This window comes from Dyadobacter sp. (assembly GCF_051859145.1).
Taxonomy (GTDB): Bacteria; Bacteroidota; Bacteroidia; order Cytophagales; family Spirosomataceae; genus Dyadobacter.
Genome location: NZ_JBHYGF010000045.1, coordinates 1 through 13,331, shown reverse-complemented (window position 1 = coordinate 13,331; position 13,331 = coordinate 1). Strand labels below are relative to the sequence as shown.

The window sequence follows — 13,331 nt, the reverse complement described above, 5'->3', positions numbered from 1 at the left end:
AGCCGCTAACGGGAACTGATTTCCCGTCCCAATTTTAACAATCCATCAGTACAGACTAGGTATTTGCAAACCGCCGGAAAACAAACTCCGGCGGTTTGTTGTTTTAGGTATAATTCCTATTTTTACAATGGTATGCCAGCATACTATTAGTCATTTTCATCGAACTAAGAATTTCAATATGGACGCATATATTGTTGCAGGATACCGCAGTGCAGTTGGTAAAGCTTCAAAAGGCGGATTTCGTTTTACCCGTCCTGACGACCTGGGTGCGGCAGTAATCAAGCATTTGCTCGAAAAAGTGCCGCAACTCGATCCGACGCAGGTTGACGATGTGATTGTGGGAAATGCAGTGCCCGAGGCGGAACAGGGAATGCAAATGGGCCGCTACGTGGCGCTGCTTGCATTGCCGGAAAATGTTTCCGGTATCACAATTAACAGGTACTGCGGCTCGGGCGTTGAGGCGATTGCGATGGCTTCCGCCAAAATCCACGCGGGAATGGCGGAATGCATTATTGCAGGCGGTACCGAATCCATGTCAATGGTACCCACAATGGGATGGAAAACGGCATTGAACTACGAAATCGCGCATACCAACCCGAGCTACTACCTGAGCATGGGGTTGACTGCCGAGCAGGTGGCCAGTGATTTTAAAATCAGCCGCGACAAGCAGGATGAATTCTCGTTTCAATCGCACCAGAAAGCTTTACGGGCACAGCAAGAAGGCTGGTTTGCAAATGGAATAGTGCCTGTAACAGTGAAGGAAACATATTTTGACGCGGCTTCGGGCAAGAAGAAGACGCGGGAAACGGTAATCAGTCAGGATGAAGGCCCGCGGCCTGACACGACGCTGGAAGCTTTGAATAAGCTCAAACCTGTTTTCGCGGCAGGCGGATCGGTAACAGCCGGTAACTCTTCGCAAACTTCCGACGGGGCTGCATTTGTGATGGTAATGTCCGAGAATATGGTTAAAAGGCTGAACCTCAAACCGATTGCGAGAATGCTATCCTACGCTACGGCTGGCGTTAATCCCCGGATTATGGGAATCGGGCCGGTAGCTGCTATTCCAAATGCATTGAAACAGGCCGGATTGAACTTGCAGGATATCGAACAAATCGAGCTGAATGAAGCTTTTGCGGCGCAGTCGCTGGCTGTAATCCAGGAACTTGATATTAACCCGGAAATCGTTAATCCGAATGGCGGCGCAATCGCATTGGGCCACGCGCTGGGCTCAACAGGTGCGAGGTTGTCTGTTCAGTTATTCAATGAAATGGAGCGCCGCAACCAGAAGTACGGAATGGTAACCGCCTGTGTTGGGGGCGGACAGGGAGTCGCGGGAATTTTTGAACGGCTCAATTAGTCCGGCAAATAACTATTGCTACTTATTTAGGGATCTCCGGGAACAGCTTGGGTATGTTCCACGGAGATTCTTTATTTTTGCCCAATCCAACTTGCAGATCGTTTCATGGATGTATCCATCATCATTATAAATTACCGCACACCTCAACTCATAATCAATTGTTTAAAGTCAATTTATCAATTTACTTCCGGGGTTACATTTGAGATAATCATTGTTGATAATGATCCGGAAAATGGAGGTGGGGCGTTGGTTCGTGATACATTTCCTGAGGTTCGGTGGATTGACTTGCCTTCGAATCCCGGCTTCGGGATCGCCAATAACAAAGGTATGTCCATTGCAAACGGCACCTATTTTCTCCTGCTGAATGCAGATACACTGGTTACCGACAATGTGATCGGCCGGTGTTTCCAAAGAATGAACGAGCGCCCGGATATTATCGCCTGCGGCGCTTTGCAATATTACCCGGACGGTACTCCGATGCCTTTTTACAAGAGCTTCAACGAGTTTCGTAAAACCTTTTTCATTGTGCCGCCAGCAGGCTTTATCGAGCGGGCGATCAACAAACTTTATCCGGAACCCGAGTACCAGGACCCGGACCAATACGACTGGCTTGTAGGTGCATTCATTTTTTTGCGGAGAGAAGGTTTTGAGAAAACAGGCGGTTTTAGTGACGATTTTTTCATGTACGGCGAAGATGTGGAATGGTCGGGGCGGTTGAGTAAGCTGGGCAAGCTGTGCTATTTTAAGGATTGCATTTTCATCCACCTCGAAAACAATAACCCTTTCCGAAGGACCAATATTTCGTGGATAAACCGGTTCAGCACGCAAATGCAAGTGTCTAATTTCCTTTGGGTACGAAAGCAATATGGTGCTTTTCAATACTTGCTGCTGATCTTGCATTACCTGTTGATGGTGCCGGTGGTATTTGGGTGGAAAATTGCATTCAACATCAAAAGCAGACGACATCCTTTTTCCGAATTACGTACCCAGCGCATTTATGTCAGAAAAACAGGTGTGCTTTTAAAGTATTTCTGGGCAACCTTATTCTTGAAAAAAGGGTCGTATAAGATAAAGCCTTCTGAGAATATCGACCTCTTAACCGCCTCTTCATGAACAGCACAAAGAAACGAATCCTCTTTTTCACACCCTATGCAACACGAACAGGATCAGAAATGATGCTGTTATACATCCTGAAAAAAATCGATCGTTCCCGTTTTGATATCGGGATTGTCAGTTTTGCAGACGGCGAGCTGCTGAAAGATTTTCCCGAAGATATCCCAAGGTTCATTGCTCCCCGGAAGTTTAACATACTCCAGAAAATCTCATTTCACCTGGGCTCCAACCCCATTCACCGGCATTTACGCAAACTGGCTACCGATTTCAAAGCAGATTTCTGGTATGTGAATACGACCATGATTCCCGAAACGGTACTGATTGCCAAAGAGTTTTCAATCAAGCTGGTGACGCATTTTCATGAAATGCCGCTGACCTACTCTTACCTGAGCGGGCCGGATTTCAAAAGCATTATCGACTACTCAGACTTGCTGATCGGCTGCTCACAAGCTACCAGCAATGCATTAGTTGTTTCGGGTGGAAAGAATATCGGACTGCTTTATTCATTTATAGACAGTAACCTGGTAAAAAGCAACCCGGAACGCTCGGCTGAGCTGCGGAAAAACCTGGGTATTCCGGAAACTGACTTTGTGTGGGTATTATCGGGAATGACTTCGGAGCGTAAAGGTTTTGATTTACTGCCCGACATTGCCGAACACCTCAACGATTCCCGCGTCCACCTGATCTGGGTTGGCGCCAAAATCGACGATGGAATGGTATATTATACCGAACAAAGGTGCAGGAATTCAAGATCGGCGACCAGAATTCACCTGGTTGGCAAGCAAAAAGAAGATTATTATAATTACCTTAACACGGGAAATGGCTTTCTCCTTACATCTCGTCAGGACCCTTTTCCGCTGGTGATGATTGAAGCCGCGTTGCTTGGTAAACCTATCGTTTCTTTTCCGTCGGGAGGTGTGTCCGAATTTGTTCAGGATGGTATGGGTGTGGTAACCAATGATCTGAGTGTAAGCCAGATGGTTGAAGCAATGCGAAAAATAATGAATGGAGCAATCGTAACAGATCGTTCCAGGAGCATTGAAAGGGCAGGTCAATTCAATGTGGAAAACGGATACAATGAGTGGATCAAATTAATTGACAAAAACTTTTAGCATGTTCAATTCTGCGCACGCAATTCAATTCTTCAATAAGCTTTTTTCCCTGGCGCTTTGCCTGACCTTTTTCCTGCAGCCAATCTCCGCACAACCTGCTCAAAAAACGGCAGAGACGGATCCGCAACGTTACCTTGCATTGATGTTGCTGAATCTTACAGATGCGGAAAACCGGGGTCCCGAACCCGATCTTATCCGTTCTGCACAGCAATATGGCTTGAATGCCGTTTATATTACCATTCCCTGGGACAAGGTTTATTACAGCTCTCCAACAGAAACCCCGAAATGGGCGAAATACGACGAGCAGATCAAAATAGCCACGGAGCTGGGCATGAAAGTGGCGCTCCGTATCCACCTTGGTCGCCACAGCACGCGTATCAAGGGTTTTTGGGAGCCTTCCGACAGCCAGTTCAGTCACTCCGAGCAGCCATTGCTGGGCGGCTATCTTGATACTTTTTATGGATTTGATAACCAGGCTATTGTTAACAAGGGACTTGCCTTTGTGAAGGAAACAGTAGCCCGCTACAAGTACCTGCAAACCGAGAATAAGCTTCTGTATGTTTCCGTCACCAATACACCCACACAGGAAGGCGAATATCCTGGGGGACTGATTGTAAATGGAAAAGAGAATACGGCCGTTTATGATTATTCCAAAACAATGGTGAGCGGTTTCCGTGCGTGGTTGAAAGCACATTATACCAAAATCGAGCGGCTGAATTTCCTTTGGGGAATGAGCTACAAGACTTTTGAAGATCCTTATCCACCGGTAACTGCCTGGGCGCCGGAGGAATCTTTCCGCCAGCGGGCCGGGAAAGACTGGTACATTTACCGGCACGAGGTGATGAAAAAGTACTTCGATCAAATGATTGCTGCCATTAAATTAGTTGACCCGGCGATCAAGTTCATCTCTGATTACGGCTCTGTTTTTGATGCGGCTTCTGTTTTGCGAGGCACACTGGGCTTTAAGGACCTGAATGAAAAAGCCGACGGAATTAAAATCAACGATAGTCCCGTTTTTGATCACAGATGGTCGGTGGATGTTGTAAAAAGCAATATGCCCGCACATTACATCATAGCTAATGAGCTGTTTGTGAGCTCCTATCTCGATAATGCGGCGCATTTAAAACAAATCGACGAAAACTATGCACACGGCGCGAACGTAGTAGCGGTTGTTATCTCTACTACGGAGCAGATGGGGCGCTCCGAGCCGTTTTTGCGTCCGGCGGCATCGAAATGGCTGAGCCAGCCTATGGCCCCAATCAACTACTCTGAAAGTGTAAGTTACCGTTTGTCGGCAGCGGTAGAGAAAAAAGGTGCGATAGCAGTCATCTTCGATGAATGGGCCAAGCGTGCCTATGCCAATGCAGGCAACCCCAAGCCAGTGGCTGTCAAACTCGAAGAAGACCTTCTCACGCCGGAATACTGGAAGGATGCATCCAACTATATGCCCTATGTTTTCAGGCCGGTGCCGATGCAGATTATACCGGTAAACCGGGATTTTGCTTACAAGCTGCCGATCGATACGTTTTCAGATGTGGACGGTACGATTGTGAAAGTTGAGGTAAGTAACCTGCCGCCCTGGCTGCGGTTCCAGAACGGGCAGCTTTCGGGCCGGCCAACTGAGCTGGGAGATTATCGGATAACGGTAACAGGTACTGACGATGAAGGCGGTTCCACAGTTGCTTTTTTTACAATCCGTGTGGATACCAGGGAAAATGCCAACAAGCCGCCGACCGTAGATGCTAATTTTTCGAACCAGATGGTTGCTGTTAATAAGGCATTTACCTTCACCATTCCTCAGAATACATTTGAAGATAAAGATGGAGAAATTACAAAGATCGAGGCAAGTGAGCTCCCTTCCTGGCTGAAATTTTCAAATGGCGTTTTAAGTGGGACTCCGACTACTTTGGGTGAGTACCGGATCATTTTTAAAGCTTATGACGATCTGAATGCATTTGTTGAGACTTACTTTACGATCAAAGTTGTAGAGCCCCAATTCCTGAATGCGCCTCCTTTTGCGAGCAGTACTTTGCCGGTGAAATACGCGCAGGTTAATATGCCATTTAACTACATTTTACCAACCAATATCTTCGGCGATCCAGACGGATATATTTCTTCCATTTCAATTCAAAATCGGCCTTCGTGGCTGAATTTTGCATTGAATGTATTTTCAGGAACACCTACGGAGGAAGGAGAGTACAGGTTGATTGTCAGAGCTTACGACAATGGAGGGGCATATGTAGAGATACCGCTGATATTGAAAGTGCAGACGCCGGAGCTGCGTTTTGAGCTTGTAAAAGGAGGAAGCAAAGTGGAACAAAGTATCATTCGTAAGCTGGCCGGCGACGATGTGCTCGCTTACGAGTCGCTTCCAGAGCTGCTCAACATTTATGCTTACGGAAACTTTGAGTACGATCAGGTCAAATTCCAGTTGGACGGACCTTATAAACGAACTTCGACTACCGCCGTTTTCCCATATGCGTTGTATGAAAATGAGCTGGGTTTTGCGCCTTATGTAGGCAGGTATACGCTTACGGTCACAGCCGCGAAGGAGGATTCGGCCATTGTCACACAGTCCATTCAGTTCAGTATATCGGCTGGTGATTCGGTTAATATCACCAAGAACATAGCCGAATGGGCCTTTTATCCGAACCCGACGGAGAATATTATCAATATCAAACTGCCCGAAAATCAGGTAACTGAGGGAATGCAGTACGAGATTGTTACGGTTGGAGGAAAACGCATTCCGCTGCCACCCAACCTGGTGAGTATAGCCGACAATCTGGCTTACATTGATCTTTCGGATGTGGGTCTTTCTTCGGGTATTTACTTTGTGCGAATTCTTGAAAATGGGGCGCTTTTAAAGCAATTTCGGATCTTCAAAAAATAGCGGACAGCGCCAAATCTGCCAGACGTTACGTAAAATTTCAGGATAGTATGCGCGCATAACTTGATTATGGTTTATATTTGAAATAGTCAATAGTATGCAAGCATACCTTTGTTTCACATCGTTCTATAATTACTATCAGATATGGCCGTTGCAGAAGCGAATAAAACATCTATTAGGGGAGGCGAATTTTTAATTAAGGAAACACAATCCTCTCAAATATTTATCCCTGAGGAATTTACAGAAGAGCAGCGCATGATCGCTGATACCTGCCGCGACTTTCTTGCGAAGGAAGTTTGGCCGATACTTGACGAAATAGACCACGCAAAAAGTCCGGACCTGATATCCGGTTTGATGGACAAAGCAGGTGAACTGGGCTTGCTGGGTACGGTTGTTCCCGAAGAATATGGCGGCTTTGGAATGAATTTCAATACTTCTATGCTCGTGGCCGAAGCAACTGGCGCCGGTAACTCCTTTTCAGTCGCGCTATCGGCACATACCGGAATAGGTACCCTGCCGATTTTGTATTACGGAAACGAAGAACAAAAACTGAAATACCTGCCTAAGCTGGCCACTGGTGAATGGAAAGCGGCTTACTGCCTGACAGAGCCGGACTCCGGCTCAGATGCAAATTCTGCCAAAACAAAAGCGAAACTTACTGCCGACGGTGCACATTATGCAATCAACGGTCAGAAAATGTGGATTACAAATGGCGGTTTTGCAGATGTATTCATTGTTTTTGCCAAAATAGATGAAAACGGGCAGACAGATAAGAACCTGACTGCATTTATCATCGAAAGCTCGACGGCCGGAATTACGATGAATGAGCCCGAGCATAAAATGGGGATTAAAGGGTCGGATACCCGGCAGATATTTTTCGATTGTCTGGTACCTGTCGAAAACATGCTCTCCGAGCGCGGAAATGGCTTCAAGATTGCTGTTAACATTCTGAATATTGGTCGCATTAAGCTCGCGGCGGCCGCACTAGGCGGTGCCAAAAGAGTAGCAGAGCAGGCAATCAATTATGCGAATGAGCGGAAGCAGTTCGGAACTTCAATCGCGAATTTCGGTGCAATTAAGCACAAGCTTGCTGAAATGGCGGTGGGTATGTATGCAACGGAATCTGCCTCCTACCGGGTCGGTCAGCATATCGATGATCTCATTGAGGCATTTCAGGCGAAAGGAATGGCCGATTCGGAAGCGAAGCTGAAAGCACTGGAAGAATTTGCAATCGAATGCGCGATCATGAAGGTACATGGTTCTGAAGTACTGGATTTTGTGGTAGATGAGGGTGTGCAGATTTACGGCGGAATGGGCTTTTCGGCAGACGCGCCAATGGACCGGGCGTACCGCGACAGCCGCATTAACCGGATCTTCGAGGGCACAAATGAGATCAACCGGCTCCTGGTAGTGGATATGCTACTGAAACGTGCCATGAAAGGCCAGCTCGATTTGATGGGCCCGGCTGCGGCAGTTGGAAAAGAAATTATGTCCATTCCTGATTTCAATAGCGAAGAGGAAGAAACACTTTTCGCCAAAGAGAAAAAGGTTTTGAAAAACCTCAAAAAGGCAGTGCTGATGGTTGCGGGAGCTGCTGTACAAAAGTTTATGATGAAACTGTCGGAAGAGCAGGAGATTATCATGAACCTGGCAGATATGGTGATTGAGATATATGTGGCCGAGTCGGTATTGCTGCGTGTTGAAAAGAGCATTGAGTTATTGGGTGAAGAATCGAATGCATTGCAGAGAGATATCGCGGCGATCTACCTGAACCGGGCTGTTGAAAAAGTGACTATCGCAGGAAGATCCGCCATCACGAGCTTTGCCGAAAGTGATGAACTGAATGTGATGTTAATGGGATTGAAGCGGTTTACGAAAATAGAACCATCTAATCTCAAGAATGCACGCAGGCGGATTGCAGACGAGCTGATCTCCAAAAATGCTTATGTATTTTAAGTGGGCAGCCCATTAAGTCTGGGTTTAATCGATTAAAAAAAGCGCCTGAAATGAAGCCGGATCTGCACAAGGTCCGGCCTTTTTATAACCCGGGCTCAGGTTTTTTATTCTTCCTCAAATTGCGCAACTTTGGGAAACCAATTTCCGCGAATTTCTCGTTAAAAGATTGGTTACAGACGAACAAAAAGTAAAACACGTTGGATTCTCTTCAAGCTACTGAAAAGCCACCTTTCATGACTCTGCACACTGTGGATCTGCGTACGACAGGGCAATTTCCTGCGCTTTTACTGGATTATCTGGACCAAAAACCTTCTTTGGAGGCATTTTACAGCTCGTTTCCTGCACTCGAAAATTTTCAGGAAGTGATAGCGAAAAAGAGCAGCTTCGATGCAGCCAAGCGTAAAACGTTGGTGGACGTACTTGAAACGCAGTACAAGGGATTGCCGCATTATCCTGATTTCTCGCTGCTGCTTGACGAAAAGACTTTCACTGTAACAACAGGTCACCAGCTGAACATCTTCACTGGTCCGCTATACATTATTTACAAGATCATCACGGCAATCAAGCTTGCGCGTGCGCTCAAAGAGGCTTATCCGGAATATAACTTCGTGCCGGTTTACTGGATGGCGACGGAGGATCATGACTTTGAAGAAATCGCGTCTTTTCATTTGTTTGGACAAACACACAAATGGACTGGCGAACACAAAGGAGCCGTGGGTCGGCTGAACCCGAAAGAGCTGGAAGTAATCCTGAAACAGCTGCCGGACAAGCCACTCCTTTTTGCCAAAGCATACCTTGAAAACAACACGCTGGCGGATGCGGTCCGATGTTATATGCACGAATTATTCGGGCAATATGGCCTGATCAGTATCGATGCCGACCACGCAGATTTGAAACGCAGTTTTCTGCCGGTCGTAAAAGAGGAATTAACTACTTCCATTTGCGAGAAACTCGTTTCGCAAACTACTTCGGAGCTCAATGCACTAGGCTATCATACGCCGCTGAATGCGCGGGAAATCAACTTATTCTATTTGGATGACAACTTACGGGAACGTATTGTAAAGGAAGGTGAAACTTTCAAGGTGCTGAATACCGAATTGTCTTTTTCCGAAGAAGAGATACTTGCACTGGCTGAAAGCAGACCTGAGCTTTTCAGTCCGAACGTTATTTTGAGACCGCTTTACGAGGAAATCATTTTACCAAATCTTGCGTATATAGGCGGACCGTCAGAAGTGCCTTACTGGATGCAGCTGAAAGGTGTTTTCGATCATTTCAATGTACCCTTCCCTGCGTTGATGCCGAGGAACTTTGCATTGTATATCAATGGACATCAAAGCAAGAAGGCGCGTAAGCTGAAAATCAGCTATAAAGATCTTTTTCTGGATGAAGTGGCGCTGCGTAAAACTTTCATCGAAAGGAACAGCGAGCGCGTGCTGGACCTGAATGCTGAAAAAGAAGAATTTGATAAGGTTTTTGACGCTATTCTTTCAAAAGCAGTTGCGGTGGACCAAACGATGCTGGGTGCTGTAAAAGCGGAGCAAACGCGACTCCTGAATTCGTTAAAACAACTTGAGAAACGGATCGTCAGAGCGGAAGAGCGTAACCATGAATCGGAAATCGAGCAATTGCTGGGCCTCAAAAACAAACTGTTCCCGAACGGAATCGCCCAGGAACGGTATGATAATCTGTTGAGTTTTTACATTAATGATCCTGAATTTATCCAGAAGCTTTACAATGCTTTCAACCCGCTGGATTTCAGTTACAATGTCATTCTTGAAGAATAACAGGTTTATTCTTTCAGCCTCACATCGCCATAGCGCGAGTTGACCGTGATCTTGGTACCAGACCCGGTACCGATTTTCCCCTGATATTGCTTCAACGTATACGATTTATGGTCTTTCGCAGGCTGGACCGAAAAGTTAACATTGTTGGTGGGGTAGGTAAAATTACCATACGAGACAGTCACATTGAACTGGTTGGCTTCTGCCGGCAGAACAACCGAAGAGTAAGCGGCCTGGATATCCACATTCTGGGCCGAGTTGGTTAGCTCGTCAATTTTGAAGTTACCCGAGTAATTCAGCTTGATTTTTCCGGTACCGCGGATCGTGCCGATTTTGGCACCTGAGTAGTCGATATCTGCGTCCAGGTTGATCACATCACCGATATTCAGTTCGCCTGATTTATTGATCAGCAATATCTTTTTGGCCTGATCCAGGCTCAGCTTGGAGTACTCAAATTCAAGTTTGCCGCCATCCATTTTTCCGATTGTAGCACTGCCGTAGCGCACGTCAATGGTGTTATCCGTATTTTCCAGCTGATTAGCGACGAAGTTTCCGTACCTGGAATCGATCGTCAGCGGGGCGTAAAATGAAGGGATATCCGTGTCGCCAAATTCATTTTTCACGATCAATGCATTCTGTTTTGGCATGTGGACTGTGTAGTCGATGCGGATGTAATTTTTCCCACCGTTACGATTGTTCCATCCATTGTTGCCAAACTGGCTCCGGTCAATGCGGGTAACCAGGCTGATCTGGTTTTTCAGTCTTTTTTCCTCAATGTTTACTGCGCTCAGGTATTCGGAAGCCCGGCCGTCGGAAGCTGCATTGGCTGTTACAATGATTTCGACTTTGATCTCATCCTTTGCCCAGAGATTTACTTTAACCTGACCGAATTTGTTTTCAACCAGCAGCATATCACTACTTTTTACATCGAAGACCTTCGTGATATTCCTGCGCTTCTCGATGAGCCCGTTCTGGTCGGGGGTACCTGGTCCTGCCAGGAGCAGGTTAGGTAAAATCAGTGCTATATTAAATAACAGGAGCGCTGTTATTTCCTTTTTCGTTGTCATTTTTGACCTGATTAATGCGTTGCAAAATATCTAATTGTCGGTTGAGCAAATCAACCTGCCATTGGAGGTTCTGGACCATTGCTTCCAGCAGTGCCTCCTGATTGGGCGCATTTGCAAGGTTAGACCGCAAGGTCTTGTAACTTACTTCCAGGCTCTCCAGGTCAGAGGCAAAATCCTTGTACAATTCAGGATTGTCTTTGGCCAGTTTGATAATCTCCTCCCTTTTCTGATCTATTGCAACATTATACTGATTGAGTTCACGGGCATAAGTAGGTACTTTCAGTGCTACACGCGGATCGCGGGCAAGGCCGTATTCGTTATTGAGGTACACAAGGAACCCAACACCAAGAGCGAGGAAAACGCCGGCCGCAATGCGCCAGTCGAAGTAAGGATTGTTTAGCCTCCTAAGTTTTTTTTTGGATTTTTCCGGAACGAGGGGAATCTCGTTGTGAAGTTGACTTTCGATTTGGCTCCACAAAGAATCCTGCGGTAAGAAAGTATCAAATCCATCCCTGTTATCCCGCACAAACCGCTCCAATCGATCCTTTTTATCTGAAGAATTTTTCATAGATTCATTAACGTGTCATGGGTAGATAATTTTTTCAAATCTTTAATTTTTAAGTAAATACCTTGTTAAATATTGTTAATGCTACTTCACCAGCATTTCAGTCAGCTTTCTTTTTGCCCGCATATATTGCGTTCTGGAAGTCGTTTCGCTGATTCCCAGCACTTCGCCGATTTCCTCGTGATCATAACCTTCAAACAGGTAAAGACTTAATACCACGCGATAACCGTCAGGCAATTTTTGAACCATATTCCTGACCCGCTCCACTTCCAGCACAGTTTCGCTTTCGTCGAACCCGAAAGAATCCTCGCTCTCCTCCATTGTTTCCTGGTACTCCTCAATTTCCACCCATTTAACCTTCCTGCTCCGCATGTGGTTGATCGCCTTGTTGACCACGATCTGTTTCAGCCAGGCGCCGAATGTCGACTGCTGCCTGAACTGGTGCAGATTGGTAAATGCATCCACAAAAGCTTCCTGCAAAGCATCTTCTGCCTCCCCCATATGGTTCAGTATCCGCATACAGATGTTGAACATGGCTTTGGAGTACGATTTGTACAACTCGTACTGCGCTTTTCGCTCGCCGAGTTTACACCGTTCCACCAGTTCGACATGCCGGTCTGGGTATATTTGTGTTTTCAAGCAGAAGGTTTAATTATTGAACGTTCTGTAACAAAGACAGCAATGCACCGTGCATGTTGCACCGTACATTATAATTTTTTCAAAAAAACCAGATTTGAACAATGATAAACAGCAGATTGTTCTTCAGGAAGTTAAGTATAGTATCTTTGGCTGTTAGCTGCAATCTACCGAATTCGTAAATGAAAACGTTTAATATACCGGATTTTTACCGGAGCCGGATTATCACCCCGATCAAGGAATTCCGCCGTAAAAATGACAAGCTGAAACGCGATTATTCGCCGACTTTGCTTGATTTTGGCCCGGTACAGTTTCTGATCGCGCGCCATTTCGGGTTTTGTTATGGGGTGGAAAATGCGATTGATATTGCCTACAAAGCGATTGCTGAAAATCCTGGAAAAAGAATTTTCCTGCTCAGTGAAATGATCCATAATCCGGACGTAAACCGTGATTTGACAGACCGTGGCGTACAGTTTATTATGGATACCAAAGGAAACCAGCTGATTCCCTGGGAAGAACTTACTACCGAGGATATCGTGATTGTTCCCGCATTTGGTACTACGGTTGAAAACCAGCAGAAGCTGGCGCAGCTGGGCATTAACTCCTACGTTTACGATACTACCTGCCCGTTTGTAGAGAAAGTATGGAACCGCGCCGCGCAGATCGGGGAGAAGGATTATACGATTGTGGTGCACGGAAAACCCAAACACGAGGAAACCCGCGCCACGTTTTCGCATTCAAAGGAAAACGCGCCTACTGTGGTCGTGGAAAATATGGCGCAGGCGCAGCTTTTGGCAGAATATATGACGGGGGCCAGAGTTGCAGTGGGTTTTTACACCGACTTTGAAGGTCAATAT

9 protein-coding genes and 1 pseudogene are annotated in these 13,331 nt (G+C 46.2%); 7 read left to right on the top strand and 3 right to left on the bottom strand.

Translation table 11 applies throughout. The features are described from left to right. The first annotated feature begins 178 nt into the window (after nucleotides 1-178). The 6 genes from ACTIE6_RS03820 to bshC all read left to right on the top strand — a co-directional run bounded on the left by ACTIE6_RS03820 (nucleotide 179) and on the right by bshC (nucleotide 10,209). Complete coding sequence (locus ACTIE6_RS03820; RefSeq protein WP_439555363.1) at nucleotides 179-1,357, top strand: acetyl-CoA C-acyltransferase; 1,179 nt, start codon at nucleotides 179-181, stop codon at nucleotides 1,355-1,357. A gap of 105 nt (nucleotides 1,358-1,462) precedes the next feature. Continuing rightward, nucleotides 1,463-2,470 (top strand): glycosyltransferase family 2 protein, encoded by a 1,008-nt coding sequence (locus ACTIE6_RS03815; RefSeq protein WP_439555362.1) that lies wholly within the window; start codon nucleotides 1,463-1,465, stop codon nucleotides 2,468-2,470. Beyond that, nucleotides 2,467-3,582 carry a glycosyltransferase gene (locus tag ACTIE6_RS03810; RefSeq protein WP_439555361.1) on the top strand — a complete coding sequence of 372 codons (1,116 nt, stop codon included), beginning with the start codon at nucleotides 2,467-2,469 and terminating at the stop codon, nucleotides 3,580-3,582. The genes ACTIE6_RS03815 and ACTIE6_RS03810 overlap by 4 nt, the downstream gene beginning before the upstream one ends. 1 nt (nucleotide 3,583) lies before the next feature. After that, nucleotides 3,584-6,472 (top strand): putative Ig domain-containing protein, encoded by a 2,889-nt coding sequence (locus ACTIE6_RS03805; RefSeq protein WP_439555360.1) that lies wholly within the window; start codon nucleotides 3,584-3,586, stop codon nucleotides 6,470-6,472. Between the two features lie 141 nt (nucleotides 6,473-6,613). Continuing rightward, entirely contained in the window at nucleotides 6,614-8,425 is a 1,812-nt protein-coding gene (locus ACTIE6_RS03800) for an acyl-CoA dehydrogenase family protein (RefSeq protein ID WP_439555359.1), read from the top strand. A gap of 233 nt (nucleotides 8,426-8,658) precedes the next feature. Then, the gene (gene bshC / locus ACTIE6_RS03795) at nucleotides 8,659-10,209 is read left to right on the top strand and encodes a bacillithiol biosynthesis cysteine-adding enzyme BshC (RefSeq protein WP_439555358.1); all 1,551 of its coding nucleotides are present in this window, start codon (nucleotides 8,659-8,661) and stop codon (nucleotides 10,207-10,209) included. Between the two features lie 5 nt (nucleotides 10,210-10,214). On the opposite strand, the gene ACTIE6_RS03790 is transcribed toward bshC, so the two are convergent. From ACTIE6_RS03790 to ACTIE6_RS03780, 3 genes are all read right to left on the bottom strand, one after another. Beyond that, nucleotides 10,215-11,273, bottom strand: a complete 1,059-nt coding sequence (locus ACTIE6_RS03790; protein ID WP_439555357.1) for a hypothetical protein — start codon at nucleotides 11,271-11,273, stop codon at nucleotides 10,215-10,217. Continuing rightward, entirely contained in the window at nucleotides 11,233-11,841 is a 609-nt protein-coding gene (locus tag ACTIE6_RS03785; protein WP_439555356.1) for a hypothetical protein, read from the bottom strand. Before ACTIE6_RS03785 ends, ACTIE6_RS03790 begins: the two co-directional genes overlap by 41 nt. 81 nt (nucleotides 11,842-11,922) lie before the next feature. Then, nucleotides 11,923-12,477: an RNA polymerase sigma factor gene (locus tag ACTIE6_RS03780; RefSeq protein ID WP_439555355.1), complete on the bottom strand. Its 555-nt coding sequence runs from the start codon at nucleotides 12,475-12,477 to the stop codon at nucleotides 11,923-11,925. A 179-nt stretch (nucleotides 12,478-12,656) separates the two neighbouring features. Between ACTIE6_RS03780 and ACTIE6_RS03775 the strand changes: the two are divergent. Further along, nucleotides 12,657-13,331: pseudogene (locus ACTIE6_RS03775) on the top strand (4-hydroxy-3-methylbut-2-enyl diphosphate reductase); the annotation flags it as partial.

Excerpts from the sequence above, each read along its gene's own strand:
- ACTIE6_RS03820 (WP_439555363.1), top strand. The coding sequence starts at position 179 with ATGGACGCATATATTGTTGCAGGATACCGCAGTGCAGTTGGTAAAGCT.
- ACTIE6_RS03815 (WP_439555362.1), top strand. The coding sequence starts at position 1,463 with ATGGATGTATCCATCATCATTATAAATTACCGCACACCTCAACTCATA.
- ACTIE6_RS03810 (WP_439555361.1), top strand. The coding sequence starts at position 2,467 with ATGAACAGCACAAAGAAACGAATCCTCTTTTTCACACCCTATGCAACA.
- ACTIE6_RS03805 (WP_439555360.1), top strand. The coding sequence starts at position 3,584 with ATGTTCAATTCTGCGCACGCAATTCAATTCTTCAATAAGCTTTTTTCC.
- ACTIE6_RS03800 (WP_439555359.1), top strand. The coding sequence starts at position 6,614 with ATGGCCGTTGCAGAAGCGAATAAAACATCTATTAGGGGAGGCGAATTT.
- bshC (WP_439555358.1), top strand. The coding sequence starts at position 8,659 with ATGACTCTGCACACTGTGGATCTGCGTACGACAGGGCAATTTCCTGCG.
- ACTIE6_RS03790 (WP_439555357.1), bottom strand. The coding sequence starts at position 11,273 with ATGACAACGAAAAAGGAAATAACAGCGCTCCTGTTATTTAATATAGCA.
- ACTIE6_RS03785 (WP_439555356.1), bottom strand. The coding sequence starts at position 11,841 with ATGAAAAATTCTTCAGATAAAAAGGATCGATTGGAGCGGTTTGTGCGG.